The organism is Streptomyces sp. NPDC057010, from assembly GCF_042673805.1.
Taxonomy (GTDB): domain Bacteria; phylum Actinomycetota; class Actinomycetes; order Streptomycetales; family Streptomycetaceae; genus Streptomyces.
Window position 1 is genome coordinate 51,457 of record NZ_JBHUSC010000028.1, and the last position, 25,149, is coordinate 76,605.

Consider the following 25,149-nt stretch of genomic DNA (forward strand, 5'->3'; position numbering starts at 1 on the left):
GGCCGCAGCCCCGCTGCTGGGGGAGCACTTCCCGGAGCGGGTGGATTGCTCCGGGGTGCGATGAACAGTCAACGCGGCCAGGACCGTTCGGACTATGTCTGACGGAAGGTCTGCAAAGTCTGTGCATGCATCGGCACACTCTGTGCATGGGTGATTCGCTGGGGGATGTGCTGCGGCAGGCTCGGACCGCGAGGAGGCTGAACCAGTGTGAGGTGGGCAAGGCCGTTGGATACTCCGGCTCGTGGGTCTCGCGGGCCGAAAACGGGAAGATCCAGCCTGACGACGACGCGTTGGCCGCTTTGTGTGGTGTCCTGGGTCTGACCGCTGCCGATGTCGGACTCGAAGGGGATGACGTGCACCGCCGAAAAGTGCTCACGCTCGGGCTGGGGGTCGGCATCGCTGCCGCGCTGCCCGGCACCGCCTCCGCCTCGGCCATCGACCCGAAGGAACTGGTGGAGCGGTCGCTGTTCCGCCTTCCCGAAGCGCGGCCAGCATCGCGTGATGCACTGTTCTCCGCGTTGGTCGAGGCCCGGAGGGTGTTCCAGGCGGCGGAGTACAGCAAGCTGGGCCGCACGCTGCCCTCGCTGATCTCGGGCTCCCTCGCCTCGCAGGCCCACGACATCGCGGCCCGCGCGTACGTGCTGCTCGCGCAGCTCGCGATCAAGAACTATCAGGGCATGGCGTGGGTGGCGGCCGAGCGGGCGCGCGCTCAGGCTGAGCTGACGGGTAATCCCGTGGTAATGGGTGAGGCCGCGCACTCCATGGGCGTCTCCATGCGCCGCAGCGGTGACTACCTGGCCGCGATCGAACATCTTCAGGAAGCCGCCGGGCGGTTGGGCCAGCGTCCGGACGAACTCGCCATGAAGGGCACCCTGATGCTGACCGCATCCTACGCGGCAGCGCAGGCCGGCTGGCGCGGGCAGGCCATGGAGCTGATCGGAGAGGCCGAGGAGACGGCGAAGCGGCGCGAGACGGCCGCACAGCGCCTCTACATCCCCGGGGACTTCGGAGAGGCCCAGACACGCGGCTTCCGTATCTCCGTGCACCATGCGCTCGGCGAGGACGACCAGGCCCTGACGTACGCGGAGAAGCTCGACCCCCGCCGCCTGCCGACGGCCGAGCGGCGGGGGCGGATGTGCATGGACGTCGCCCGTGTCTGGCAGGCGCTCGACGAGCCGACCAAGACGTTCCACGCCCTCCGCGCCCTGGCCTCCTACGCACCGGAGGAGGCGACCCGACCGAAGGTGCGGGCGATCACGTCGGAGCTGCTGCTGATGAACCCCGACATGCCGGGGCTACGCCGGTTCTCGCAGAAGATCGGCGCCACCGTATGACCGCGATCGGAGAGGACACCATGAGCGAGGACGGCCGGATCTTCCGCGAGGCGTGGATCGCCGGTGTGAAGAAGCACTTCCCCGGGGAGCCGAAGCCGGGCTACATCACCCCCTGGGACGACACCCCGGAGTGGGAACGGCAGTCCGCGGCGGCTGTGTACGGGCAGGTGCGCGACTTCGTCACCGTGAGCGGCGGGCAGACGGCGAAGCTGAGCCGGGAGCAGAAGGGCCGGTTCGTCGCGCTGTGCTGGATCGCGCAGATCCACAAGCACATCGAGAACCCCAAGCCCGGCTACGTCGCGGATTGGGACGCGCTGCCGGAGTGGCAGCAGCAGACCGACGCGGACATCTTCGAGCACATCGAGCAGACCGTCTGACTCCCGGACATGACGATGCCCCCGACAGGCGGGGGCTGATCCGAGTAGTGGTGCGTTGTTCAGGCGGCGTCGTCGTCCGGCTGCCGCGTGCGGCGCAGGCGCCGGTTACCGCTCCCTGCCTAGACTCGAAGCAGCAGGTAGGACTACACATCGGACCACATTCTTCTCCGGATCCTGCGCCGCGTCGTCGCACCGCAGGAGAAGAAGAACTATGCCCCACCCTGGCGAGAACCCCGACTATGTGCGTCCCGACGATCCCAGGCTTGGGGACAAGGGGCCCGCCGGCCCGTATGACCTGCGGGTGAATCCGCCCATTGACCACCGACTGGAGTCGTTCCCGTACCTTCAGGACGACACCTACGGTCAGCGGTATCTGCATCGTGGGTTCATGAAGACGGCGGTGAGCAAGGAGCCGGGTGACCCTTCGTCTCCGGCGACTCCGACGTACCTGCTGAAGTTTCTCTACAACCCTTCTTCGATCGCCGTGGATTTCAGCGTCGACCCCAGCAATATGCTGCTGCCCGGCAGTTATACGCCGACGGAGGACACGTCCACAGTTCTGGGTGCGACGGGCGGAACCCTCAGTCTGGACCTGCTGTTCGACCGCACATATGAGACGAGCGACGAAAGCAAGCAGAAGACGTTCGTCGGCGATCTCGGCGTCCTTGCCGATTCGCACGTCCTGTACAACATGGTCGGCATGAACCAGACGGCGCATTCCGAGGACCCGAACAATGTGAACAAGTCTCAGGCCGACCCGGACAATGTGCTGGGCGTCATGCAGATGTCCTATGTGTGGCTCACGCTCATGAACCCCCGAGACAGCGCGGTCTACCGGAGTCTGCCGAATCATTCCCGGATGAACTACTTCGGATGGATCTCTCACATCAAGGTCACCTACTCGCATTTCACACAGCGGATGGCCCCGAGCAGGGCGGCCTTCACCATCGACCTCAACCTGATGACGTCGTACGGATACGCCAGATAGGACCCTTCGTGACTGCCACCGAGACCACGCTGCCCCTGTACCGCTCCGGCACTTGGACGAACGTTCCCTCGCCGCTGCCCGAGGTCTCCGACGACTGGGCGAAGACCCTGGCGGAGCTGCACTACGCCCCGTTCTTCGTGCCCGGCATGCCGACGCTCAACGGTTCAACGGTCCGGGTATACCGCCGCGCCGGCGAGGACACCAACCACCGCTTCCTTATCGAGTTCGCTGCCCCGCAGGCCCGCGAGATGATCCTGATCGCCACGCTCCACGACGTGATGCAGCTCCTCGGCGAGTGGCTGCCGACGCTCGCCCCGCCTCCCGCCCCGAAGCAGAAGGCGCTGCTCGACGAGACCACCGACCGCGTCCCCTACATCGAAGTCGTCGAAGAGTACGCGCGGCGCAACACCCGGGGCCGCACCCTCGTGCCCGTCAGGACCGCGGCCGACGCGGCGCGGACCTACGACATGCTCACCGACTTCTTCACCCGCTTCGTCGTCTTCCCCGGCAAGATCAGCCCCGACGAACCGTTCCGGCACAGCACGACCCCGTCCCGGGCGCTCGTTGACGCCCTGCTGGAGTGGCTGGAGCAGGAACGCGTGGCCCTCACCGACGCCTGAAGTTCCGCCCTTCAGGCACACCCCGTCAACGGAGGGCCCGTAGTGCTCTACACCCGACGCCGCCACCGAGGCATACCCGCCGCCATCGCCGTCGTCCTCACCACCGACACCGGCCACAGCCTGCTCGTGCGGTGCCCGTACTGCCAGGCACAGCACATACACCAGGGCGGCCCTTACGAGCCGGGATACGGCCTGCGCAGGGCTCTGTGCCGCCTCGGAGCCGCCTACTGGACCGTGCCCGGCTGACAGCTCCGGGAACACAGATGCCCCCGCCTGGTCCGGTTGGGTGTGCCGGGGGCGCGGGCATCTGTGCTTAGGTCAGGCGACCCGGAACCGGGTGCCTTCCTTGTCGTCTGCGGTCACCACCACGTCGCGGTACCCGGATGCCCGCAGCGCCGCACGCAGTATGGCGATCACAGCCCGAACGGGAACGTTGACACGGCGTGTGCGCTGCGGTTCTGCTGCCAGCAGATCGGCACCCTTACGCACCTCGTCGTGCAGCTCCTCTGGCACGAATTCGTCGAGAAACTCCTGCTCGGAGCGGTAGACCGAGTATCCGTTCATGATCCGTTGGCCTCCAGCGCCTTCAAGTAGTCCTCGTATCGTGCGTCCGCCAGAGGAATGGCCTCCTCGTACCAGCCTGCCCAGTTTCCGGCCTTGTCGCCAGCCACGAGCAGCACCGCCCTCCGCTGCGGATCGAAGATGAACAGGATGCGCACCTCGCTGCTACCCGATGATCCGGGTCGCAGCTCCTTCATGTTGGGATAACGCGACTGGACGCGCTTCTTCCTCCGGATCCTGGAGGAATTCTGCGTCAGGGTGTCCACGAGCGGGCGGCCGAGGGCTGGACCATCGCGACGGAGACGGGTGATCGCCTTGGACACCAGCGTGAGCGTCGTCAGGTCGGTGCGGCGGAGTCCATGCAGCCACTCTCGCACCTCGGGGACGATCGCCAGCTCGTAACCACTCGGTTGTGTGCTCATCTGCTTCCTTCCGGCTCCGCGAAGGAAACGATTCGGTACCGCTGGAGGTTGTGCTGGGTGCCGAAGCTCACCAGCCCACCTGCCCGTAGGCCAGGCCGTAGGGGCTGCACTCGTCGCACCCCTCGCACTCGTCGTCCCCGCAGTCGTACGGCTCGGCATCGTCGTCCTGGCCGCCGCCGTACTCACCGTGGCGCCAGCCCGAGCAGCCGACCGAACAGCCGCAGCCGGCGCACTCCGGGCAGAGAATCCCGTACGTCCAGCCGCATGCGGTGCACATCAGGTCATCGGCTTCGGTCCCCCCGTTTTCGGGGCGGAAGGGCGGGGTGTCGGTGGTGATCATCGGGTCTCCCGGTAGTGGATGAGCGCCTCGCCGTCGGGTCCGACGGTGCCGTGCAGGAGGCCGCGGACATGGGTCGCCTCCCACGAGCCGGGGCGGTTGCGCAGCACTTCGTCCACGCCTCCCTCCGCGGCGGCGACGTGGGCAAGGGCGGTGGCGAGGAATTCGGCGACGTCGCGTCCTTCCTCAAGCGCTTCGGTGATGGCGTTGACTGCCTGCCGGGTCGTGGGGTCCACGGGTGTCCTTTCAGGGATGCGAGAGGCCCCCGCCGTCGTGCTGGTGGCGGGGGCCTGATGTGCGCTGGCGCTGCTGGATCAGCTCTCCTGGTTCTCGATCACCTCGGCCATGTGGAGGAGCGCGAACGTGATGGAGGTGAGTGCCGTCACGGTGGCCCGGCTCTCCTCGTTGGCTTCGTTGAAAGCCTCGTCGGCGGCGTCCACGGCGAGCTGCTTGTACTTGTTGCTGATCAAGGAATTCCTTTCGCGGGAGAGAGGGCCGGTCGGCCTCCGCACGGCTCCCGCGCGGGCGGGAGCTGCACGGCCAGGTGACCGGGTCAGGTGCCGGTGATCTGCTGCCAGATCCAGACGAGGGCGCCGAAGGCGAAGAGGGCGCCGGTGATCAGGAGGGCGACCGGGTTGTCGGTGGCGCTCTGGGCGTCGGAGGTGAATTCCTCTTTGCCGGGGATTCCGCCGTCGTGGCGTTGCTCACGGTGGCGTCGGCGGACGGCGTCGGCGGCCTCCTTGGACATCCATCCCCATGCGGTGTCGCAGGTGCCGCAGCGGTAGCGCCAGGCCATTGAACTCTCCTTCCAACAGGCTCTGTTGGGCGTTGACGCTACCTGCTGGAAGGGAGGCGTGGGGGCGGTCGGAAGGATAGGTAGTTCTAGCGGATAGGGCTCTGACCTGTGGTTCTATCCCGCTACCGCGTCCGGGAAGGGGCCGGGGGAGGGGAGCGGCTTGAGGATGTGGACCCCGTCGGCGACGGGGGTGCCCTCGGTGGAGGGGGCCTCGGCCCGGGGGGTGAGGGGCTGTTCGAGGTGCTGGATGACGGTGGGGAGGGGAGCGCCATAAAGGCGTTCGAGGGAGTCCCGTCGGATGCCGATGCGGTTGGCCTGCTTTCCGTTCCGCTTGATGTTGAAGGAGACCACTTCGAAGCCCTCGCGTTCGCAGTGCTCGCGGAGCGCGGTGAGGGAGAGGTCGAGGTGGACGGCGAGGGCGTCGAGGTGGACGCCCTTGGTGCCGCCGGAGGTGTGGATGTTGACGTAGCGGAGGATTTTGAGGGTGAGCTTCTCCCCCGCGGCCTTCGTGTCGGCCGGCTCGGGCTTTTCGTCCGGCTCCCCCGGGCCTTCGTCGTCCTCCTCCCCCGCGTCTTCTTCCTCGTCCTGGTCGTCTTCTTCCTCATGGGTGAAGTCGCCGGTGGCGCCGAGACCGAAGACGGCCAGGAAGAGGATCCCGCCCGTCCACCACCACAGCTCGGGGTACCGCTTGCCGAAGATGACCAACAGGAAGCCCGTGAAGCCCGCGAGGACGACCCGGGTCGAGCGGGTCGACTCCTCGATCACCTTGCCCTTGCCGTTCTTCACCTCGGCGCCGTCCACGAACACGACGTGGCAGGCGCACCGGACCAGCCACCACAGGGCCCGCCCGCACTCGCGGGGGGTGGGGATCTTGGGATCGGCCACGTCAGCCCCCCACGATGCCGAGGAGGGTTCCCACGAGCTTGAGCGGCACCCGCCAGACCGACTCCGGGGCCGCTGCCCACGCGGAGGACATCAACAGCCCCAGGATGGCCCCGATGGCCGGGGAGAGCTTCAGGTAGAAGAAGAGAGCCAGCAGGAACAGGGCGGCGAAGCCGGGGCCCATCACGCCCAGGTCCCCCGAGCTGCTGGTTTCCACGACTACCTCGTGCAGGGACTGCGAGATCGTGTTCCAGGGGTCGCCGGCCCGGTCGAACTCGACCCCGGCGAAAATGCCGACGACGACGGCCGGGACGGCGGCAAGGCGCTTCTTGCCCTTCCCCTTGACGCCGAGGATGAGCACGGTGGTGAAGATGACGGCCATACCGCCGCCGCCCACGTCTCCGAGAGCGGTCTGCGCGCCGGCCAGGGTGACAGTGTTGATCATGATTCCCCTCAGACCGTCGCGGCCGTGGTGTGGATGAGAACGGCGAAGACGGCCGAGGACATCGGGACGGCGAGCGCGTACCGGACGGTGCCGAGGAGCACCGGGGAGAACGAGAGCCACTTCCCGACGGTGGCCATCACCCGGGCGCCGATGAAGGCGGTGCCGAGGACGATGAAGGCCCCGAGCGTGAGGCCCGTGTAGGGAGACGTCGAGGAGACCGCGGCGGCCTGCATCCAGGAGCCGAAGGTCTGCGGAAGACCCACGGAGAAGTCCCCTTCAAGCAGGCCGTAGCCCCAGGCGCCGAGGGCCAGGGCGGACCCGTGGCGGAAGAGGAACTTCGTCTTGGCCGGGAGCTTCGCCCACCACTCATGAACGTCCTGCGTCGAGTGCGGGAGCTTCTGCTTCTTGGCAGGAGCGGGAGCGGGGGCGGTCTGCTCGGCGATCCGGTTTAGGACTTCGAGCATCTGTTCCGTCTCGGTCCTCGCGGGCTCGGGGACCACGCCCTCCGGAGCGTCCTTGGCGAGGCTGTACCAGAGGATGCGCCGCCGTTTCTCCTGCCGTTCCTTGCGGGTGTCCTCGGGAGCGTTCTGGTCGTTCACCGGCCGACCCCCATCCGGATCAGCGCGGTGCGCAGGGCGATCTCGTCTGCTCCGGGCTCGGCGGTGTGGACCGGGCGCGGGGGGACGGAGTAGAGCAGGTTCCCCGTGTGGGTGAACCGGTACGCCGGGCGGCGGAAGAACCGCGTTATACGGGACACTGGGGCTTCCTTCCTTTACGGGTAGGTGGCGCCCCGGTCGGCCGTAGGAAGCAGTGGCCGGGGCGCCGTTTTCATGTGTGCGGGCCGGCTGGCCCGTGGCCGTCCTCGGGGCTGCCCGTGGGGGCTCGGCTCCGAGGGCGACCATGCGTCAGCCGGTCAGTGCGGGGGCGTGTTCGCTGAGCGCCCGGCGCAGTGTCCGGGGGGACACGCCGAGCTGCGCGGCGTACTCGGCCTGAGTGATGCCTGGCGTGTCCTGCTGGGCCTGCTGCCACCCCTGCGCGTAGGACAAGCGGCGCTTGGCCGCTTCCTTGGCCGCGCGGGCGTTGCGGGCGGTCAGGCTGTTGTCGGGCGGCGGACAAGCCGGAGCGGCCTGCGGGTTTGTCGACTCGTCGGCAGCGTCACCCTCTTGGGTGTCCTGCGTGTCATCCGGGTTCTCGTGCAGGTTCTCCGGCTCGGGTTCCTGCGTGTCCTCCTCCTGCGTGTCCGCCTCGCAGTCGTCGAGTTCGTCCACGTCGTCCAGCGGGATGCGGACGCTGACCTCCTCGCGTGGCCGCTTGGGGTTGTGCGCCGCGAAGGCGACGGCTGGGGACGGAATCACCGTCCGGATGGGCGGCAGTGCGGGCGTGGCCGCCAGGTCCAGCGCGGTGTCGGCGTGCTCCTCGAAAGCGGGTGCCGACGGTGCCGAGGGCCTCCACTCGATCAGGATTCCGGCGGCGGCCAGCCCGGCGGGGGCGGTCTGCGCGAGGGGTACGCCGAGCTTGGCCAGCCGGAGCGGTATCACGGCCTCCACCGGGGCCTTGCGGCGCCAGGCGCGGCCGTACCGGGCTTGGAGGCGGGTTCGGTAGACGAGGCGGTCCTGCTCCATCCCCACGGCCTGCTCGTAGCTGCGCAGCTCCCACAGCTTCATCCGGCGCCACAGCTTGAAGGTGGGGGCCGGGGAGAGCAGCCACCGCGTGATGCGGACCCCGTCCATGTCCTTGTCGGCGGTGATGTCGGCGATCCGGCCCACCGCGTGCCGGGCGGCTTCGACGGTGATGACGAACAGGACGGGGATCACCGCGTGCATTCCGACCCCGAGGGGGTCCGGCCACGCCGCGGCCCCGTTGAAGGCGATGGTGGCGGCCGTCAGCAGCCATGCGATGTGCCGCAGAACCGGGAAGGGGATCCGGATCCAGCACAGCAGCAGATCGAGGGCCAGGAGGACGCCGATCCCCGCGTCGATGCCGATCGGGAAGACGTACGCGAAGGTGCCGAACCCCTTCTGCACCGCCAGTTTCTTCACGGCGGCGTACGAGCCGGCGAACCCGATTCCCGCGACGACCACGGCGCCGAAGGTGACGATGCCGATGAGGATCTTGTGCGTGCGGGTGAGTTGGAGCGGCGGCTTCATCGGCCCGCCTTTCTGATCTGTGCACGTGCGTGGCGGGCGCCGATGAAGAACGCGCCGATGGAGCGGTACCGCTGGTGCAGCGGCGGGCGGGGGTTCACGGAGTCGTCCCGACGTGCAGGGCCAGCCAGACGACGAACAGGACGGCGGCGAGGTTGAGGAACAACGTCCCGCAGCCGGCGTTCTTCTGTGGACGCATTTCAGACCCCCTCGAAGAACTTCTCGGCCGCCTGGTTCCAGGCCACTGCCTGCGCACGGCGGCGGATGCGCCCGCGGATCTTGGCGGCCTTCACCCGGCGCTCGTTGAGCGTGATCGCGTAGCCGGTGGGGAGCTTGAGCTGGATCCCGCTCACGCCGCCACCTCGGTCATAACGCGGACGTGGGCGCCGTGCTCGGTGACGCCGGTGGCCTCGGTTAGGCGGCCGGTACGCCAGGTGCGGCCCTCGGTGAGAGTGTCGCCCAGCGCGGTCATGTCGTGGGCGTCGAGGACGCCGGGAAGACGGATCTCCAGGACAGCGCCGGGGATGCGGTCGACGGCCGCGAGGAGGTCCATCACGGCGTCGTAGACGTGCGTGGCGTCAGGGTGCTCGGCGGTCAGCTCAGCGATGACGGCGGCGATGTGGGCCCGCCGTTCGGCCTGCCCGGCGCGGGGGTCGGGAATGCGGGGCGGTACGTTGTTGGTCATGTCGTTCTCCCTGCTGCGTAGGGGGTTCGGCCGCCCCGGTCGTGGTCGCACACGGTCGGGGCTTTGTCGTTGGTGCGTGGGCGGGGCCGGTGTTGCTCCGGCGTCCGAGGAGGTCCCGCTGGGGCCCGCCCGCCGCGATGCGCCGAGACCTTGCCCGGCGCTTTAGAGGCCGTCGCACGGCCTTCTCCCGGACTGCAAAGGCGCCGGCTGCCTCCCCCGGTCCACCGCCGGGCTCCTGGTCGTACTCCTCAACTCCGGCTTGCTGCTCCGGCATTGAGGTCTTGCGGTAGAGCGTGCACTCAAAAAGTAGGTTGAGTCAACCCACACAACCTTTTCGAGCGAGTCAACCAGCCCGTACGATGCGGACCATGTGGCGACTGACTTCGAACGACGTACGGGTGCACTGGGCGAAGGTGACGCGGTACGTCCGCGAGCGCGGCGGCGTCGTGATCGCCCGGCAGTACACGACCGACGTCGTGGCCGTCGTTCCGATCGACTGGTACGAGCGGGCCGTGAAGGCGATCGGCGCCCCGCAGGTTCCCGACGACCCGGAGCCGCCGGTGACCTACGACAAGCCGGCCACTGCCTGATCCGGACCTCCAGGCCCCCGCTCCTTCGGCGGGGGCATTTGCATGTCCTCGGACCGGAACAGGCCCGGCTGCGTCTTCGCCGCGTGCCCCCATCCGCCGCAGCGGCAGACGCAGGGTGAGAGCGGGTCCGCCTCGGCGCAGGCTTCGTTGTGGCAGGGCTGCACGGTCAGTCGGTGCCGCCGCCGATGACGGTGATCACCCACTGGTTCGGGTACACCGTCATCTCTTTGCGGGTCCTCGGCAGGAAGATCCGCAGGGCCGCGGGCTCGTTGGTCGCGCTGACGACGGTCCCCCGGTAGACGGTGGGACGGTCCAGGTCGCTTTCGTCGTCGGTGCTGGAGATCGGCTTGTCGTCCACCGTGATCTCCTTGCCGACCAGCTCGGTCCAGTCGCGCTCGTTCATGTTCTTCTCCTTGGTGGTGGTGCAGGTCATCGCCCGTCCGATCGGCGATCCCGTGCGAGCCGTGCCCGTACGGCGAGGCGGCTCTGGAGATTGCGAAGGATTCGTTCCTCCGGTTCCTCGGCCGCCGGACAGATGAGGTCGTGATCGAGACGGCACCAGGCGGTCTCGTTCTCTCCCGGCCACGCGATGCCGCTGGCGAGGTGCCAGCGGGCCCGCTCGGGGAGTCGTTGGCTGGGGAACTCGCCCGGCTGGAGTGCCACGTCGTGCTGCTGGTCGATGACCTCGCGGAACTCCACCACCAGGCCGCACCCGTCACACGGGCCAAACTCGGGCCGGCCACCCCGCTCGCTGCTCGCGCTCATGCGGTGCCCCCGGTCTGCCAGCGGCGGTGAGTGCGCTGGCGGCGCTTGTGCTTCGGCGCGCATCGCCAACAGCGGCCGTGGTCGGGCCGGGCGCCCTCGGTGGTGTGGCCGCACCCGTCCTCGGCACAGCGCCAGCGGTCGGGTATGCGTAGGCCGTTCTCGAACTCGGTGGGCAGGTGGTACTCGGTGAGCGCGGCCTTGATCGCGGTGGCGGCCTGGTGGCAGTCGTCGCAGGTCCCATCGGCGGGCGCCTCGCCGGTCCCGGGGCACTCGCAGCCCGTGCAGGCCCAAGTCACCTCGTAGATCGCCGTGGCCCGGTCTCGGAAGATCAGCGGGGTACCGCGCCGGTCGGCGTACCGCTCGTGACAGGTCGGGCAGGCGGTGCCGGTCGCCCAGATGCGGCCTTCCTCGCACTGCGGCGCCGGGCAGGGGGCGTTCCGCAGACCCCGGCTGATGAGCCAGCCGTACGGGTCGCGGACGGCGTGGCGCTCGTCGGCGAGGTGGCCGTGGACGCGGTAGGTGATGCGCTCGACGTCGCCGTCAACCTTGGCCACAGCCGCCTCGATCGCCTTCGAGGCGAGGGCGTACTGGGCCGCAGACAGCTTCAGCGGCAGCAGCCGCAGCACGCGGTACGCGGTGGCCGAGATCGTGGTGAAGGACTTCTTGGGCGGTTCCGGCGTAGCCGTGTCGTCCGAGGCCACTGCCTGCCCGAACGTTTCGACGGCTGGGTTTTCCACAGGGCCACGCGCTACTACAGGTGACGCCGTACCGGCGGAACCACAGGAGACCTCGCGCGCTTGTTCCGAGAGTGGTGTTCCCAGAGAGATGTTCTGTGTAGCCCGATCGGGGTGGGGGCCTGTAGCCGTTTCGGGGGCGGTGGGGGTAGCCGGATCGGGGTGGGTCACCGGCTTGTCGTGCACGTCGTAGCGAGCGCCGTGCAGGCCCCCGCCTTCCTCGGTGCGGGTGATCCAGCCATCGGCCTCCAGCTCGCGCAGGATGAGGCGGACGGTGTCCTTGCCGGTGATCCCGCAGAGCTTCGCGGCCTGGGAGCGACGGAACTCGGTCTTCGTGTCCGCGCAGAACCTGGCGTAGACGTAGACCTTGAGGCGGTTCCCCCGCAGTACGTCCCGTGCATCGTTGGAGAACCGGATGAAGGGTTCCGCCGGCCGCCCGTTCTCGTCGCGCCGAAGGGGCCGAAGGCGCCGGGTCGGGGTCGCGCGGCCGGTGTTCTCGGTGGTCATGGCGCGGCCGTCTTCGAGGAGCGAGAGCAGCGCCATATAGCCGCTGATGGTGACGGGGTGGAGGCCGAGTTCGAGGGCCAGCCGCTTGCGGGAGGCGAAGCAGCCTTGGCCGCCGTGGCCGTAGTCGATGACCTTGGACGCGAGCCGGACGGCGTCGCCGGGAAGGCGTGACAGCCATGCGAGGGGCATCAGCGTCTCGAAGGTGGAGGTGTCCGCCGGTGCGGCGAATTCCCCGTCCCCGAAGGGCGGTCTGGGTGGCCATGCCGCATCAGGGCATGCCAAAATAGGCACGTTCACGGGAGGTATCAGCTTCCGCGTACAGCTCCCGAGCCCCGGCAAGGGCGGAGGAAGCAGGGTGGAGGTCGCTCCACTGCTCAGAGGTCCGAGCTTCTTGGAACGGGACGGCTGCTACCGTCCCTAGATGCTCGGGCCTCTTTGCGTTGTCGCGGCCCTGACGATGACGCCGGCTGGGTTGGACAGCACGGTGCCGTGCAGCAGCTACCGAGCCCCCTTACTGGGACGCCCGCGTGCGACTACGGACGCGAAGTTAGATCAGCACTCGGAGTAAGCACAACCTGCATCCATGACATGCCCACTTCTAGCAGCGTGCCCTTTGGCCTGCGCTTTTGCGGACATATCAGGATGAACAGCAAAAGGCCCCGCTACTCTCCGTAGAGAACAGCGGGGCCCTTGCTCGTATGAAGTTATGCCTGGCGCGCCGTCAGTCTCGCGGCTTCGGCCTGCACGGCGGCTGCACCAGGGGCCGGAAACCAGCAAAAGACAACGGAAAGCGTCGCAAGTGTTTCCGCAGGTCAGAAGGGGTTCCCGGACCGCACTCCCCTAGGGGCGATTGGTCCGGGTTTGCCCAGCTTCTTACAGGTCGAAGTACAGCTCGAACTCGTGCGGGTGCGGACGCTGCGCGATCGGGGCGATCTCGTGCGTGCGCTTGTAGTCGATCCAGGTCTCGATCAGGTCCGGGGTGAAGACACCGCCGGCCAGGAGGTACTCGTGGTCCTCCTCCAGCGCCTTGAGGACGTCCTCGAGGCTGGTCGGGACCTGCGGGACGCTCGCGTGCTCGTCGGGCGAGAGCTCGTAGAGGTCCTTGTCGATCGGCTCCATCGGCTCGATCTTGTTCTTGATGCCGTCGAGGCCCGCGAGCAGCAGCGCCGCGAAGGCGAGGTACGGGTTCGAGGACGGGTCCGGCGCGCGGAACTCGACGCGCTTGGCCTTCGGGTTCGAGCCCGTGATCGGGATGCGCATGGCGGCGGAGCGGTTGCGCTGCGAGTACACCATGTTGACCGGCGCCTCGAAGCCCGGCACCAGGCGGTGGTACGAGTTCACCGTCGGGTTGGTGAACGCGAGCAGCGACGGAGCGTGCTTGAGGATGCCGCCGATGTAGTAGCGGGCGGTGTCCGACAGGCCCGCGTAACCGGCCTCGTCGTAGAACAGCGGGTCGCCGTTCGCCCACAGCGACTGGTGCACGTGCATGCCCGAGCCGTTGTCACCGAAGATCGGCTTCGGCATGAAGGTCGCGGTCTTGCCGTTGCGCCAGGCGACGTTCTTCACGATGTACTTGAAGAGCATCAGGTCGTCGGCCGCGGCCAGCAGCGTGTTGAACTTGTAGTTGATCTCGGCCTGGCCACCGGTGCCGACCTCGTGGTGCTGGCGCTCGACCTGGAGGCCCTGGGCGTCCAGCTCGAGGGAGATCTCGGCGCGCAGGTCGGCGAAGTGGTCGACCGGGGCGACCGGGAAGTAACCGCCCTTGTAGCGGACCTTGTAGCCGCGGTTGTTCTCCTCGGAACCGGTGTTCCAGGCGCCGGCCTCGGAGTCGATGTGGTAGAAGCCCTCGTTCGCGGAGGTCGCGAAGCGCACGCTGTCGAACACGTAGAACTCGGCCTCGGGGCCGAAGAACGCGGTGTCGGCGATGCCGGTGGAGGCGAGGTACGCCTCGGCCTTCTTCGCGATGTTGCGCGGGTCGCGGCTGTAGGCCTCGCCCGTGATCGGGTCGTGGATGAAGAAGTTGATGTTCAGCGTCTTGTCACGGCGGAACGGGTCCAGACGCGCGGTGGTGATGTCGGCACGCAGAGCCATGTCGGACTCGTGGATGGCCTGGAAGCCGCGGATCGAGGAGCCGTCGAAGGCGAGCTCCTCCGCCGGGTCGAACGCCCGCGCCGGGATGGTGAAGTGCTGCATCACACCAGGCAGGTCGCAGAAGCGGACGTCGACGAACTTGACGTCGTTCTCCTCGATGTACTGCTTCACTTCGTCGGCGTTCTGGAACATCCAACTCCTCCTACTCCCGGTCCCCGGGGGAGGGACGGGCTTTATAGCTCGTGGTGCGTCAGTGCGGTGCCGCACGCTGACCCGACCATAAGCAGACGGGATTTCTCAAGCATGACCCATTTGTTTCGCACAAGTTAACCAGGGTCCCGTCCGCAGGTCGCGAGACGCCACCGGTACCGTGGTCGGGTGGACAACAGGCAAGCAATCGGATCCTGGCTCTCCGGCCCCCGCGCCGCCGCCGAGGACATGGGCGTCGACTACGGCTACCCGGGCCGGCGGCTCGGCCTGCCCCAGCAGGGGCCCGGCTCCCTGGCCCGCTTCGGCCGCCGGCTAGGCGCGATCGCCCTCGACTGGATCGCCTGCGAGGTGATTGCCTACGGCCTGATCACGGGCGGTGGCGACATGAACGCGCTGGCCAACTGGACGTACGTGCTCTTCCTCACCCTGACCCTCCTGACGGTCGGCACGGTGGGCTTCACCCCCGGCAAGCGCATCGTGGGCCTGCGCGTCCTCTCGGAGGACGGCACCCGCCTGGGCCTGCCCCGCGTGGTGCTGCGCACGCTCCTCATGGCCCTGCTCGTCCCCGCCCTGGTCCGCGACCGCGACGGCCGCGGCCTCCACGACCGCCTGTCCCGCGCGATCCAGGTCCGCATCTAGGCCCGCGAAAGGAACGACACGCAGAGGCGCCCCCGGGGCCCGGGGGGCGGGGGGGCCGCCGGGCCCCAACCGCGCCCCCCCACACACCCCCCCCGCCGGGCCCCCCCCGCCCCGCGGGGGCGGGGGCCGCCTCCGTGTCGTATACGAAAATCAGCCGAGCGGGTCAGCGCATCTTTCCGCCACGAGGCATCCTCGTGCCCTTCGGCATGGGGCCCTTTGGCAGGGGCATGTTCGACATGAGATCTCCCATGGCGCGCAGCTTGTCGTTGACCTCGGTGATCTGGGGGCCCGCCAGGACGCGCGGGAGCTTGAGGAGGGTGGTGCGGACCTTCTTGAGCGGCACCTCGCCCTCGCCCGTGCCCACGATGAAGTCGTGCACCGGCACGTCCGGCATGATCCGGGCCAGCTTCTTCTTCTCGTTCGCGAGCAGCGGCTTCACGCGGTTCGGGTTGCCCTCGGCGATCAGCACGACGCCGGCCTTGCCGACGGCACGGTGGACGATGTCCTGCTGCCGGGTCATCGCGACGGCGGGGGTGGTCGTCCAGCCCCGGCCCACGTTGTCCAGTACGGCCGCGGCCGCGCCCGGCTGTCCCTCCATCTGCCCGAAGGCAGCCCGCTCGGCCCGTCGCCCGAAGACGATCGCCATCGCGAGGAAAGCCACCAGGAAGCCCAGGATGCCCAGGTAGACCGGGTGGTCGATCAGGAAGCCGATCGCAAGAAAGACACCGAAGGTGACGATTCCCACGCCCGCGACGATCAGACCGACCTTCGGGTCGGCCTTGCGCGTCATCTTGTACGTCAGGGCGATCTGCTTCAGTCGCCCGGGGTTCGCAGCAGTCTCTGCGTTTGACTTCCTCGCCATAGAGCGAAGTTTACGTGGCCTGCGGGGTCCGGGTCGCCGCGGCCTCAAGTACGTGTTCGGTTTCGACCCGGTCCTTGGCCCTGCGGCGGTCCTCGAGCACGGCCGTCCAGGCGTTGCGGCGGGCGCCGCTCATGAGCAGCGACTCGAAGCCGCGGAAGGCGTCGGACAGGGACGGGATGGCGATGGCGCGTACGGGCGCGGCCTGCATGATGTCGATCCCCTTCACGGAACTCACGTCGGCGGTGCGAGGGCTGTGCGTTGCTGTGCGTGGATCCAGCGTCACTGATTGGTGTTACCAGCGCATGACCTGGCGGTCAAACGTGATGAAACATTGACGCGGCCCGCCAGGCTCTTCCTTGAGTGAGCCTAGGGGCCGCGTCGATGCGGTGTTACCCGTTGGTAAGACTTTGTGCGCGAGTTCACACAGTCCGTGTCAGACCGTCGCGCGCTTCTCCATCGCCTGCTGGTAGAGGCGCCCGGCGCGGTACGAGGACCGGACCAGCGGACCGGACATCACACCGGAGAAGCCGATCTCCTCGGCCTCCTTCGCCAGCTCCACGAACTCGGCCGGCTTCACCCAGCGCTCGACGGGGTGGTGCCGCGGCGAGGGCCGCAGGTACTGGGTGATGGTGATGAGCTCGCAGCCGGCCTCGTGCAGGTCCTTCAGGGCCTGCGAGACCTCCTCGCGCTCCTCGCCCATGCCGAGGATCAGGTTCGACTTGGTGACCAGGCCGTACGCGCGTGCCTTGGTGATCACCTCGAGCGAGCGCTCGTAGCGGAAGGCGGGGCGGATCCGCTTGAAGATCCGCGGCACCGTCTCGACGTTGTGCGCGAAGACCTCGGGGCGGGAGGCGAAGACCTCCTCCAACAGCTCCGGGACCGCGTTGAAGTCGGGGGCCAGCAGCTCGACCTTGGTGCGGCCGGCCTCGCGGCCCGCGGTCTGCTGGTGGATCTGGCGCACGGTCTCCGCGTACAGCCAGGCGCCGCCGTCCGGCAGGTCGTCGCGGGCGACGCCGGTGATGGTGGCGTAGTTCAGGTCCATCGTGACGACCGACTCGCCGACGCGGCGCGGCTCGTCCCGGTCCAGGGCCTCGGGCTTGCCCGTGTCGATCTGGCAGAAGTCACAGCGCCGGGTGCACTGGTCGCCACCGATGAGGAAGGTGGCCTCGCGGTCCTCCCAGCATTCATAGATGTTCGGACAGCCGGCTTCCTGGCACACCGTGTGCAGTCCTTCGCCCTTCACCAGGGCCTGCATCTTGGTGTACTCGGGACCCATCTTCGCCCGGGTCTTGATCCACTCGGGCTTGCGCTCGATGGGGGTCTGGCTGTTACGGACCTCCAGGCGCAGCATCTTGCGTCCGTCGGGTGCGACTGCGGACACGACCGGCTCCCTGTGACTTTGATTCCTCGGCGCCCACCAGGGTACGCCCGTAATTTCGTACGCTCTTACGTCGGCCAACCCCGAGGGGTGGCGGACGCATTCCCCGGCGGCTAGGCGCCCACGGCGGGTTCTGTCTCGCGGGGCTTCAGCTCCGCGTGCTCCAGCACGTCCCTCAGGTGCCGTTCGACGACCGGCAGCACCTCGGCGATGGTGACGTCGCGGCCCAGCTCGTACGAGAGCGAGGTCACACCGGCGTCCCGGATGCCGCAGGGGATGATCCGGTCGAACCACGTGCTGTCCGGGTTCACGTTGAACGAGAAGCCGTGCATCGTGACGCCCTTGGCCACGCGGATGCCGATGGCGGCGAGCTTGCGGTCCTCGCGGCGCTGGCCGGCGTTGGACGGGGCGTACTCGGGGCCGTTCAGCCGGGCGTCGAACTCGTCGTCGTGCATGCGGGGGTCGAGGTCGAGGGAGAGGCCGCCGATCCTCGGGCGCTCCTCGACGGGGTCGCCGAGGACCCACACCCCGGAGCGGCCCTCGACACGGGTGGTCTCCACGCCGAAGTCGGCGGCCGTGCGGATCAGCGCGTCCTCCAGGCGGCGGACGTGGGCGACCACGTCCACCGGGCGGGGCAGCTTCATGATCGGGTAGCCGACGAGCTGGCCCGGGCCGTGCCAGGTGATCTTGCCGCCGCGGTCCACGTCGATGACGGGGGTGCCGTCGAGCGGACGCTCGCTGGGGTCGGTGCGCCGGCCCGCCGTGTAGACGGGGTCGTGCTCCAGCAGCAGGCAGGTGTCCCCGATCTCGTCCGCGAAGCGGGCGGCGTGGACCCGGCGCTGCTCTTCCCAGGCCTCGGTGTACTCGACGTAGCCGTCCGGCCCGAAGCCCAGATGGACAAACCCAAGCTCAGCCACCGCAGCGCCTCCTCGTTGAACCTGCTGTGTGCACGTATCGCACTCAGCAAGGGTACGGCGGCCCCTCCCGGGGTCCTTCCGGGGGCTCGGGAGGCGGCTCGGGCAGGGGCTCCGCCGGGGTTTGCGGCGGCTCCGGCGGGGGCCCCGGCAGCTGTTTCGGCCGGCGCCGCCCCCTCGGCGGCCGGTCCGGGTCCTCGTCCTCGCGCGGCAGCCGCCGGTGCCCCTCCGAGTGGTCGTTGACCCAGCCGCACACCCCGCAGGCGTACCGCCCGTCGAGTCCCGCGATGTAGGTCCCGCACCGCCGGCACTCCGCCTCGGTCAGCTCGGGCGGAGGCAGCGGAGCGGTGGATTCGGGACGCTCCTCGGGGAGGTGCGCCCCGTGGGGCCGGCGGGTCATGGCCCGCAGCCTATGCGGGTGGAGGGGGTCCGTCCGTAAAGGGTCCTACCGATTCTGCACACGATCGGATGAATGTGGGACAGAGAGGACGGCAAGAGGGGAGTTCGCCGCTACATTCACGCCGTTCACAGGGCCGGGACTCCGGTCCGTCACGTCAGGAAACCGTGGAGCCGATGACGGAACGACCTGCCCAGCGCGTCCCCAACCGGCAGCTCGCGGCGCTGATCGCGGAAGCCGGGTTCTCCAACGCCGGGCTCGCCCGCCGCGTCGACCAGCTCGGCCTGGAGCACGGTCTCGATCTGCGGTACGACAAGACCTCCGTGACCCGCTGGCTGCGCGGACAGCAGCCGCGCGGCACGACCCCAGCGCTGATCGCGGAGGTCTTCACCCGGCGGCTGGGGCGGCGGCTCTCCGCACAGGACCTGGGGCTGGACGCCTGCGCGCCCGTCTACGCCGGGCTGGAGTTCGCCGCCACCCCGGAGGAGGCCGTGGACATCGCGAGCGGGCTGTGGCGCAAGGACTCCGGCTCCCACGCCGAACTGCGGAAGATCGCCTTCACCCCGGCCGGACTGGTCGTGCCCAGCCGGGACTGGCTGATCGGGCGCGCCGACGAGCGGGTGGGGCGCGGTGCCGAGCCGGCCGCGGCGCGCGTGCCCGTGCAGGGGCGGGCCTCGGTGCCCCGCCAGCGGCAGATCGACCGGGGGCCCGGGCAGCGGGTGACGGGCGGGGACATCGCGGCGCTGCGCTCGGTGAGCGAGCTGTTCCGCACCCTGGACCACGCCTACGGCGGCGGGCACGCCCGGCAGGCCCTGGTGCGCTACCTGGAGCACGAGGCCGAGCCGATGCTCCGCGGGACCTACGGGGAGACCACCGGGCGGCGGCTGTTCTCCGCCGCCGCCGACCTGACCCGGCTCGCGGGCTGGACCTCGTACGACATCGCCGCGCACGGGCTGGCCCAGCGGTACTTCGTGCAGGCGCTGCGCCTGGCGCAGGCGGCGGGCGACCGGCCGTACGGCTCGTACGTGCTGGTCACCATGAGCCGGCAGGCGGTCTACCTGGGCCACGGCCGGGAGGCGGTGCAGCTGGCCCGCGTCGCCCAGCAGGGCGTGGGCTCCGGTCCCCCGCCGCTGGTGCAGGCCCTGCTGCACTCGGCGGAGGCGCGCGGGCACGCGGTCCTCGGCGAGGTGCGGGCGTCGACGGCCTCGCTGGTGCGGGCCGAGCGGGCGCTGGGCGCGGCCCGGCCCGGGGACGACGTGCCGCACTGGGCGCGGTTCTTCGACGAGGCGCAGCTGGCGGACGAGTTCGGGCACTGCCACCGGGACCTCCAGCAGTACCGGGCGTCGGCGCAGCACGCGGAGCGGTCCCTGCAGTTGAGGGCGCCGGGGTACGCGCGGTCCCGGCTGTTCTGCCGGGTGGTGCTGGCCACGGCGCGGCTGGGGCTCGGCGAGCTGGACCAGGCGTGCGCGCTGGGCGCGGAGGCGGCGCAGCAGGCGATGGAGATGCGGTCGGTGCGGGCGGTGGAGTACGTACGGGACTTCGAGCGGCGGCTGGAGCCGTACCGGGACGCGTCGGCCGTGCGGCAGTACCGGGACCGGGTGGCGGCGTTGTCTTGACCCTGCGGGCCGGCTGCCGGGGCTCTGCCCCGGCCCCCGCGCCTCAAACGCCGGCGGGGCTGGATTTGCCCTGCGGGCAAACCAGCCGCGCCGGGCGTTTTGAGAGCCCGGGGCCAGTGAGTGGTGGTCAGGCCGCGACCGGAAGGGCCGGTTCCTGGGTGGTCGGGAGCGGGATGCCGAAGTCGCGCAGGACGGCGGTGGTGGCGCGGCGGGCGGAGCGCAGGGCGCCCTGGACGGTGTTGGTGTCCCGGTGGTCCCCGCACACGTACAGGCCGGCCAGGACGCGCACCGGGCGCCGCAGGTCGTGGGGCGGGGGCATCGCGGGGACGGCTTCCGGGGTGTGGTGGAGGGCCAGCAGCTCCCAGTCGCGGGTGGCGGTGTCGTAGAGGCGGGCGAGGCGCGAGGCGACCGTGCGCAGGGGTGGCGGCGGGCCGAGGACGGTGGTGGTGACCAGGCTGCGGCCGGCCGGGGCCCGCGTCGGGTCGACCGCGCTCATGACGGCGGTGTGGGCGACGGGCCACTTGGGGTCCGCGTCGAGGAGCAGCGAGCCGTCCCAGGGCAGGGGTGCGGCGGTGGCGTGGTGCAGGACGGTGACCTCGTGGAAGCCGGGCACGCGCAGGCCGGGCAGGAGTTCGGCGGCGGCGCGGGCCCCGGTGGCCAGGAGGACGGAGCGGCAGCCGAAGTCGCCGTGTTCCTCGGTGGTGACCAGGTTGGTCGCCACCGACCGGACCCGGACCCCGGTGCGGATCGTTCCGGGCGGCAGGGCGGCGGCGAGCAGTTCGGGCAGGGTGGCCGCGCCTGACTCGGGCACGGCGAGGCGGCCGCGGGCGAAGCCGCGCAGGGCGAGGTCGGCGACGCGGCTGGAGGTGGTGAGCTCCGGGTCGCGGAGCAGGGTGGCGAGGAGCGGCCGGAGCACGCCGTTGACCGTGCGCGGGGGCAGGCCGCGGGAGCGCAGGGCGGCGAGCGCGGTGCGTTCGGGACGGGCGAGCAGGCGTTCCTCGGGCAGGGCGGCGAGCCGGCCGAGGGCGGCGCTGAGCCGGGCCTGGTCGAGGGAGCCGCTGGCCAGGGCGCGGGCCGGGGTGAGGGCTCCGGCCCGGAGCTGTTTGCCGTCGGTGCCCTGGACCAGGACCCCGGGCGCGAAGGTGCGCAGGGGCAGGTCGGCCAGGCCGGGGGTCCGGCCGAGTTCCGTGTACGAGGTGTTGAGCAGCTGGCCGACCCGGTCGAGCCGGAACCCGTCGGCCGAGACGGTGGCCATCCGGCCGCCGGGGTCGCCCGAGGCCTCCAGAACGGTGACCGCGACCCCCGCTGCGATCAGGTGGTGCGCGGCCGCGAGTCCTGAGACTCCGGCTCCTACGATGACGACGTCCGCATTGAGCACGTGCCCCTCCCCGAGGTCGGCGCGGCTGTGTGGGAGTCCTCCTTCCCCCAACCGGCTCCAGGGGAACCCGAGTTCGGTGGGGTATTGCGGTCATCTCCGGTCGCACGGCGGTCGCATCCGGGTCACAAACGGTCGCACGCCGGTCGCACGGCTGTTACCTGCCGGGGAGGGCGGCCCGGATGGCCTGCTCGATGCCCGGTTCCCGGAAGACGAAGCCCGACTCCAGCAGCCGGGTGGGGACGGCCCGCTGACTGCCCAGCACGTCCGAGGCGAACTCGCCGAGCGCGATGCGCAGGGCCACCGCCGGTACGGGCAGCGCGGCGGGCCGGCGCAGCACGCGGGCCATGGCCGCCGTGACCTGGCGGTTGGTCAGCGGTTCGGGGGCGGTGAGGTTGACGGGGCCGGAGAGGGAGGGGGTGTCGATGACGTGCCGCAGGGCCGCGATGTGGTCCCGGAGGGAGATGTACGGCCAGTACTGGCGGCCGCTGCCGAGCCGGCCGCCGAGGCCGGCCCGGAAGAGCGGGAACATCCGGCCCCAGGCCCCGCCCTCGGGGGCGACGACCAGGCCGGTACGGGCGTAGGCGGTACGGATCCCGGCCGCGCGGGCCGGCTGCGCGGCCGCCTCCCACTCGACGCAGACGCCCGCGAGGAAGCCGGTCCCCGCCGGGGCGTGCTCGTCGAGGACCCGGTCGCCGGCGTCCCCGTAGTACCCGACGGCGGACCCGACGACGAACGCCTGCGGCGGCTGCGCGAGCGCGGCGAGCGCCCGGGCCATGGTGTCGGTGCCGAGGATCCGGCTGTCGCGGATCTCCTTCTTGTACGCGGCCGTCCAGCGCTGGTCCCCGACCCCGGCGCCGGCCAGGTGCACGACGGCCCCGCACCCGGCCAGGGCGTCGCGGTCGACGTACCCCCGCCCGGGGTCCCACCGCGCCTCGTCCGCCGCGGCGGGCGGCCGCCGCACGAACCGCACCACTTCGTGCCCGTCCGCCCGGAGGGACCGTACGAGTGCACTGCCGAGGAGGCCGGTGGAGCCGGTGACTGCGATGCGCATGCCCCTATCCTGCCGGGGCCGGGCGGTCTCGGGTGCGGCGCCGCTGCCGCGCGCCTCGCCGGCGGGGCCGCGGTGTTCCGGGTGCGGCGCCGCTGCCGGGGCTTCGCCCCGGACCCCGTTCGCCTCAAACGCCGGCGGGGCTGGGGGGTGCCATTGCGCGGGGCCGGAGCGGGTCTTGGGGTGGGGGGAGTGGGGGCGCGCAGGGGCGTCCCCGCAGGACGAGCGCGCAACCACCCTTCCCTGACGCAGCGGGCCTTGGTGCGCGAGCCGAGGAGACGTCCCGGAGGGACCCCACGGACCGCCTCAGCGGACAAGGCCCCGACCGGGGGCGCCACCCCAGCCCGCCGGCGATTGAGGCGCGGGGGCGCGGGGGCGGAGCCCCCGGAGCGGCGCCGCACGCGGCATGTCCAGCCCCGCCGGCGATTGAGGCGCGGGGGACCGGGCCGCGTCAGGTGGTGCCGAGCCAGGTGCCCACCGCGTAGGTGACGGCCATGGCCAGCGCACCCCCGACCACGTTCCGCCCCACCGCGCGGAGCGCAGGCGCTCCGCCCAGCCGAGCACTGATCACCCCGCACAGCGTGAGCGCCCCCAGCACCGCCCCCACAGTCACCGGCACCCGCTCCGACGGCCCCGGCAGCACGATCGCCAGCAGCGGCAGCAGCGCCCCCACCGTGAAGGCCACCAGGCTGGCCAGCGCCGCGTGCCACGGATTGGCCAGCTCGTCGGGGTTGATCCCCAGCTCCACCCGGGCGTGAGCCCGCAACGCGTCGCGCTCCGTCAGCTGCTCGGCCGCCTCCCGCGCCAGCTCCCGGCTCAGCCCGCGCCCCATCAGCAGCTCGGTGAGTTCGTCCAGCTCGGCCTCCGGCTCCTCGGCCAGCTCCCGCCGCTCCAGGTCCAGCGCCGCCCGCTCCGAATCCCGCTGGGAGCTGACCGACACGTACTCCCCCGCCGCCATCGACAGCGATCCCGCCAGCAGCCCGGCGACGCCCGCCGCCAGGATCGCCGAGCGCGAGGTGGTGGCCCCGGCCACGCCGACCACCAGGCCGGCCGTGGAGATGATCCCGTCGTTCGCGCCGAGCACCCCCGCCCGCAGCCAGTTCAGCCGCGTGCTGATCTCCCCGCTCGGCGTCCCGCCGCCCCGGCCGCCCCCGCCGCCCCCGTGGGCCTCCAGGTGCACCCGGGTGGGGGTCCTCGGGGCCTCGCCCGAGCCTTCGTTTCCCGTCACGCCACCACTGTCGTGGCACCGGCCGTACGGGGCCACCCGGCAGACCGGTCCGGGGTGCGCGGGCCCGGCCGCCGTACCAGGGTGGAGGGGTGAGACGCGGACGCGCGGAGCCGGGCTGGCTGCGCGGGGAGCCGCCGCCGCGCTGGGCCCGGTTCGCGCCCGCGGTGGCCCTCGTGGGGCTGGTCCTCGCCCAGCGGGTCACGCCGGGCGATGTGGAGCTCGGCTACTTCCTCGCCGGGCTGCCGCCGGTGGCCGCCTTCGCGTACGGGGCGGCCGGGACCGCCTTCTTCGCCGCCGTCGTGCTCCTGCTGCTGGGCGTGCCCGCCCTCGGCATCGCGCACGCCCGGGGTACGGACCTGGCCACGGTGGCGACCGTGGGACTGCTGAGCGTGGTGATCGCCTGGGTCCGGCGGCGCCGCGACGCGCAGCTGGTCAGCGTACGGACCGTCGCGGAGGCGGCGCAGCTGGCGGTCCTGCCCCCGGTGCCGGAACGGGTGGGTCCGGTGGCCTGTTCTGGCCTCTACCGGGCGGCCCAGCGCGGCACCCTGGTCGGCGGGGACCTGTACGACGTACGGGCGGGGCCCTACGGGGTGCGGGCGCTGGTCGGGGACGTGCAGGGGCACGGCCTGGCGGCGGTCGGCACGGTGGCGGCGCTGCTCGGGGCCTTCCGCGAGGGGGTGCTCGACGACGCGGAACTGTCGGCGGTCGCGGCCCGGCTCGACCGGCGGCTGACGGCGGACGCGGCCGCCGGGGCCGTGGAGCACCCCGAACTGTTCGCGACGGCGGTGCTGCTGGAGTTCCCGCCCGGGCTGGACCTCGTACGGATCCTGTCGTGCGGGCACCCGCCCGGTCTGCTGCTGCGCGGGCCACGGGTCGAGGAGGTGGCCGTGGAGCCGGGGCCTCCGCTGGGTCTGGGGCTCGCGGGGACACTGCCCCCGGCGGTGGCGGAGCTGCCGGTGCGGGCCGGGGACCGCTTCCTGCTGCACACGGACGGGGTGACGGAGGCCCGGGACGCGACGGGGCACTTCTACCCGCTGGCCGCGCGGGTCCCCGTACTGGCGAGGGACCCGGCGGGCCTGGCCCAGGCGGTGTGGCGGGACCTCGCGGCCTTCACGGACGGCGGTCCGCGCGACGACGTGGCCCTGCTGCTGCTCCGCCTGGACGGGTGACCACTCCGCGCCCGATCGGCACGGAGTGGCGC

34 protein-coding genes are annotated in these 25,149 nt (G+C 70.7%); 9 read left to right on the forward strand and 25 right to left on the reverse strand.

Annotation, left to right across the window (positions count from 1 at the left end; translation table 11 throughout):
- Window positions 1–146 precede the first annotated feature (146 nt).
- The 5 genes from ACFTXQ_RS22760 (at window position 147) to ACFTXQ_RS22780 (ending at window position 3,565) form a co-directional block, all read left to right on the forward strand.
- Complete coding sequence (locus tag ACFTXQ_RS22760; RefSeq protein ID WP_382643511.1) at window positions 147–1,334, forward strand: helix-turn-helix domain-containing protein; 1,188 nt, start codon at window positions 147–149, stop codon at window positions 1,332–1,334.
- A complete protein-coding gene (locus tag ACFTXQ_RS22765; protein ID WP_382643513.1) occupies window positions 1,331–1,711 on the forward strand; it encodes a hypothetical protein in 381 nt (126 codons plus the stop codon). The genes ACFTXQ_RS22760 and ACFTXQ_RS22765 overlap by 4 nt, the downstream gene beginning before the upstream one ends.
- A 211-nt stretch (window positions 1,712–1,922) precedes the next feature.
- Entirely contained in the window at window positions 1,923–2,699 is a 777-nt protein-coding gene (locus tag ACFTXQ_RS22770; RefSeq protein ID WP_382643515.1) for a hypothetical protein, read from the forward strand.
- An 8-nt stretch (window positions 2,700–2,707) separates the two neighbouring features.
- Entirely contained in the window at window positions 2,708–3,319 is a 612-nt protein-coding gene (locus ACFTXQ_RS22775) for a hypothetical protein (RefSeq protein WP_382643517.1), read from the forward strand.
- Window positions 3,320–3,361: 42 nt separating this feature from the next.
- The gene (locus tag ACFTXQ_RS22780; RefSeq protein WP_382643519.1) at window positions 3,362–3,565 is read left to right on the forward strand and encodes a hypothetical protein; all 204 of its coding nucleotides are present in this window, start codon (window positions 3,362–3,364) and stop codon (window positions 3,563–3,565) included.
- A 72-nt stretch (window positions 3,566–3,637) separates the two neighbouring features.
- On the opposite strand, the gene ACFTXQ_RS22785 is transcribed toward ACFTXQ_RS22780, so the two are convergent.
- From ACFTXQ_RS22785 to ACFTXQ_RS22845, 13 genes are all read right to left on the reverse strand, one after another.
- Complete coding sequence (locus ACFTXQ_RS22785) at window positions 3,638–3,883, reverse strand: hypothetical protein (RefSeq protein WP_382643521.1); 246 nt, start codon at window positions 3,881–3,883, stop codon at window positions 3,638–3,640.
- Complete coding sequence (locus ACFTXQ_RS22790; RefSeq protein ID WP_382643523.1) at window positions 3,880–4,302, reverse strand: type II toxin-antitoxin system RelE/ParE family toxin; 423 nt, start codon at window positions 4,300–4,302, stop codon at window positions 3,880–3,882. The genes ACFTXQ_RS22785 and ACFTXQ_RS22790 overlap by 4 nt, the downstream gene beginning before the upstream one ends.
- Window positions 4,303–4,369: 67 nt before the next feature.
- On the reverse strand, window positions 4,370–4,642 hold the full coding sequence (locus tag ACFTXQ_RS22795; protein WP_382643524.1) for a hypothetical protein: 273 nt from the start codon (window positions 4,640–4,642) through the stop codon (window positions 4,370–4,372).
- Complete coding sequence (locus tag ACFTXQ_RS22800; protein WP_382643526.1) at window positions 4,639–4,875, reverse strand: hypothetical protein; 237 nt, start codon at window positions 4,873–4,875, stop codon at window positions 4,639–4,641. The genes ACFTXQ_RS22795 and ACFTXQ_RS22800 overlap by 4 nt, the downstream gene beginning before the upstream one ends.
- A 78-nt stretch (window positions 4,876–4,953) precedes the next feature.
- Entirely contained in the window at window positions 4,954–5,109 is a 156-nt protein-coding gene (locus tag ACFTXQ_RS22805; protein ID WP_382643528.1) for a hypothetical protein, read from the reverse strand.
- An 83-nt stretch (window positions 5,110–5,192) separates the two neighbouring features.
- The gene (locus ACFTXQ_RS22810; protein ID WP_382643530.1) at window positions 5,193–5,435 is read right to left on the reverse strand and encodes a hypothetical protein; all 243 of its coding nucleotides are present in this window, start codon (window positions 5,433–5,435) and stop codon (window positions 5,193–5,195) included.
- Between the two features lie 114 nt (window positions 5,436–5,549).
- Complete coding sequence (locus ACFTXQ_RS22815; RefSeq protein WP_382643532.1) at window positions 5,550–6,320, reverse strand: hypothetical protein; 771 nt, start codon at window positions 6,318–6,320, stop codon at window positions 5,550–5,552.
- A gap of 1 nt (window position 6,321) precedes the next feature.
- Window positions 6,322–6,762, reverse strand: a complete 441-nt coding sequence (locus ACFTXQ_RS22820; protein ID WP_382643534.1) for a hypothetical protein — start codon at window positions 6,760–6,762, stop codon at window positions 6,322–6,324.
- An 8-nt stretch (window positions 6,763–6,770) separates the two neighbouring features.
- The gene (locus ACFTXQ_RS22825) at window positions 6,771–7,361 is read right to left on the reverse strand and encodes a hypothetical protein (protein ID WP_382643536.1); all 591 of its coding nucleotides are present in this window, start codon (window positions 7,359–7,361) and stop codon (window positions 6,771–6,773) included.
- Window positions 7,358–7,519 carry a hypothetical protein gene (locus ACFTXQ_RS22830; protein WP_382643538.1) on the reverse strand — a complete coding sequence of 54 codons (162 nt, stop codon included), beginning with the start codon at window positions 7,517–7,519 and terminating at the stop codon, window positions 7,358–7,360. Before ACFTXQ_RS22830 ends, ACFTXQ_RS22825 begins: the two co-directional genes overlap by 4 nt.
- 148 nt (window positions 7,520–7,667) lie before the next feature.
- Entirely contained in the window at window positions 7,668–8,909 is a 1,242-nt protein-coding gene (locus ACFTXQ_RS22835; protein ID WP_382643540.1) for a DUF2637 domain-containing protein, read from the reverse strand.
- 197 nt (window positions 8,910–9,106) lie between these two features.
- Window positions 9,107–9,259, reverse strand: a complete 153-nt coding sequence (locus ACFTXQ_RS22840; protein ID WP_382643542.1) for a hypothetical protein — start codon at window positions 9,257–9,259, stop codon at window positions 9,107–9,109.
- Window positions 9,256–9,591, reverse strand: a complete 336-nt coding sequence (locus ACFTXQ_RS22845; RefSeq protein ID WP_382643543.1) for a hypothetical protein — start codon at window positions 9,589–9,591, stop codon at window positions 9,256–9,258. Before ACFTXQ_RS22845 ends, ACFTXQ_RS22840 begins: the two co-directional genes overlap by 4 nt.
- A gap of 368 nt (window positions 9,592–9,959) precedes the next feature.
- Here ACFTXQ_RS22845 and ACFTXQ_RS22850 point away from each other — a divergent pair, with 368 nt between their 5' ends.
- Window positions 9,960–10,181: a hypothetical protein gene (locus ACFTXQ_RS22850; RefSeq protein WP_382643545.1), complete on the forward strand. Its 222-nt coding sequence runs from the start codon at window positions 9,960–9,962 to the stop codon at window positions 10,179–10,181.
- A 166-nt stretch (window positions 10,182–10,347) separates the two neighbouring features.
- Here the strand turns inward: ACFTXQ_RS22850 and ACFTXQ_RS22855 are convergent, their stop codons facing one another.
- The 4 genes from ACFTXQ_RS22855 to glnA form a co-directional block, all read right to left on the reverse strand.
- Window positions 10,348–10,614 (reverse strand): hypothetical protein, encoded by a 267-nt coding sequence (locus ACFTXQ_RS22855; protein WP_382643547.1) that lies wholly within the window; start codon window positions 10,612–10,614, stop codon window positions 10,348–10,350.
- Window positions 10,611–10,946 carry a DUF6083 domain-containing protein gene (locus tag ACFTXQ_RS22860; protein WP_382643549.1) on the reverse strand — a complete coding sequence of 112 codons (336 nt, stop codon included), beginning with the start codon at window positions 10,944–10,946 and terminating at the stop codon, window positions 10,611–10,613. The genes ACFTXQ_RS22855 and ACFTXQ_RS22860 overlap by 4 nt, the downstream gene beginning before the upstream one ends.
- On the reverse strand, window positions 10,943–12,376 hold the full coding sequence (locus ACFTXQ_RS22865; protein WP_382643551.1) for a hypothetical protein: 1,434 nt from the start codon (window positions 12,374–12,376) through the stop codon (window positions 10,943–10,945). Before ACFTXQ_RS22865 ends, ACFTXQ_RS22860 begins: the two co-directional genes overlap by 4 nt.
- Window positions 12,377–13,060: 684 nt before the next feature.
- The gene (gene glnA / locus ACFTXQ_RS22870) at window positions 13,061–14,470 is read right to left on the reverse strand and encodes a type I glutamate--ammonia ligase (RefSeq protein WP_382643552.1); all 1,410 of its coding nucleotides are present in this window, start codon (window positions 14,468–14,470) and stop codon (window positions 13,061–13,063) included.
- 186 nt (window positions 14,471–14,656) lie between these two features.
- Here glnA and ACFTXQ_RS22875 point away from each other — a divergent pair, with 186 nt between their 5' ends.
- A complete protein-coding gene (locus tag ACFTXQ_RS22875) occupies window positions 14,657–15,127 on the forward strand; it encodes an RDD family protein (protein WP_382643554.1) in 471 nt (156 codons plus the stop codon).
- A gap of 163 nt (window positions 15,128–15,290) precedes the next feature.
- Here the strand turns inward: ACFTXQ_RS22875 and ACFTXQ_RS22880 are convergent, their stop codons facing one another.
- The 5 genes from ACFTXQ_RS22880 to ACFTXQ_RS22900 form a co-directional block, all read right to left on the reverse strand.
- Window positions 15,291–15,989: a DUF4191 domain-containing protein gene (locus ACFTXQ_RS22880; protein ID WP_382643555.1), complete on the reverse strand. Its 699-nt coding sequence runs from the start codon at window positions 15,987–15,989 to the stop codon at window positions 15,291–15,293.
- Between the two features lie 10 nt (window positions 15,990–15,999).
- Window positions 16,000–16,197, reverse strand: a complete 198-nt coding sequence (locus ACFTXQ_RS22885) for a hypothetical protein (protein WP_382643600.1) — start codon at window positions 16,195–16,197, stop codon at window positions 16,000–16,002.
- Window positions 16,198–16,422: 225 nt separating this feature from the next.
- The gene (gene lipA, locus ACFTXQ_RS22890; protein ID WP_382643557.1) at window positions 16,423–17,370 is read right to left on the reverse strand and encodes a lipoyl synthase; all 948 of its coding nucleotides are present in this window, start codon (window positions 17,368–17,370) and stop codon (window positions 16,423–16,425) included.
- A gap of 110 nt (window positions 17,371–17,480) precedes the next feature.
- A complete protein-coding gene (gene lipB / locus ACFTXQ_RS22895) occupies window positions 17,481–18,284 on the reverse strand; it encodes a lipoyl(octanoyl) transferase LipB (protein WP_382643558.1) in 804 nt (267 codons plus the stop codon).
- A gap of 43 nt (window positions 18,285–18,327) precedes the next feature.
- Window positions 18,328–18,681: a hypothetical protein gene (locus ACFTXQ_RS22900; protein WP_382643560.1), complete on the reverse strand. Its 354-nt coding sequence runs from the start codon at window positions 18,679–18,681 to the stop codon at window positions 18,328–18,330.
- A gap of 173 nt (window positions 18,682–18,854) precedes the next feature.
- Here ACFTXQ_RS22900 and ACFTXQ_RS22905 point away from each other — a divergent pair, with 173 nt between their 5' ends.
- Window positions 18,855–20,294 (forward strand): regulator, encoded by a 1,440-nt coding sequence (locus ACFTXQ_RS22905; RefSeq protein WP_382643562.1) that lies wholly within the window; start codon window positions 18,855–18,857, stop codon window positions 20,292–20,294.
- 127 nt (window positions 20,295–20,421) lie between these two features.
- Here the strand turns inward: ACFTXQ_RS22905 and ACFTXQ_RS22910 are convergent, their stop codons facing one another.
- The 3 genes from ACFTXQ_RS22910 to ACFTXQ_RS22920 all read right to left on the reverse strand — a co-directional run bounded on the left by ACFTXQ_RS22910 (window position 20,422) and on the right by ACFTXQ_RS22920 (window position 23,894).
- Window positions 20,422–21,672 (reverse strand): NAD(P)/FAD-dependent oxidoreductase, encoded by a 1,251-nt coding sequence (locus ACFTXQ_RS22910; protein WP_382643564.1) that lies wholly within the window; start codon window positions 21,670–21,672, stop codon window positions 20,422–20,424.
- 154 nt (window positions 21,673–21,826) lie between these two features.
- Entirely contained in the window at window positions 21,827–22,723 is an 897-nt protein-coding gene (locus tag ACFTXQ_RS22915) for a TIGR01777 family oxidoreductase (RefSeq protein ID WP_382643566.1), read from the reverse strand.
- Window positions 22,724–23,171: 448 nt separating this feature from the next.
- Window positions 23,172–23,894, reverse strand: a complete 723-nt coding sequence (locus ACFTXQ_RS22920) for a VIT family protein (protein ID WP_382643601.1) — start codon at window positions 23,892–23,894, stop codon at window positions 23,172–23,174.
- Window positions 23,895–24,037: 143 nt separating this feature from the next.
- On the opposite strand from ACFTXQ_RS22920, the gene ACFTXQ_RS22925 reads away from it, so the two are divergent.
- Window positions 24,038–25,117, forward strand: a complete 1,080-nt coding sequence (locus ACFTXQ_RS22925; protein ID WP_382643567.1) for a PP2C family protein-serine/threonine phosphatase — start codon at window positions 24,038–24,040, stop codon at window positions 25,115–25,117.
- The last annotated feature ends 32 nt before the right edge of the window (window positions 25,118–25,149 follow it).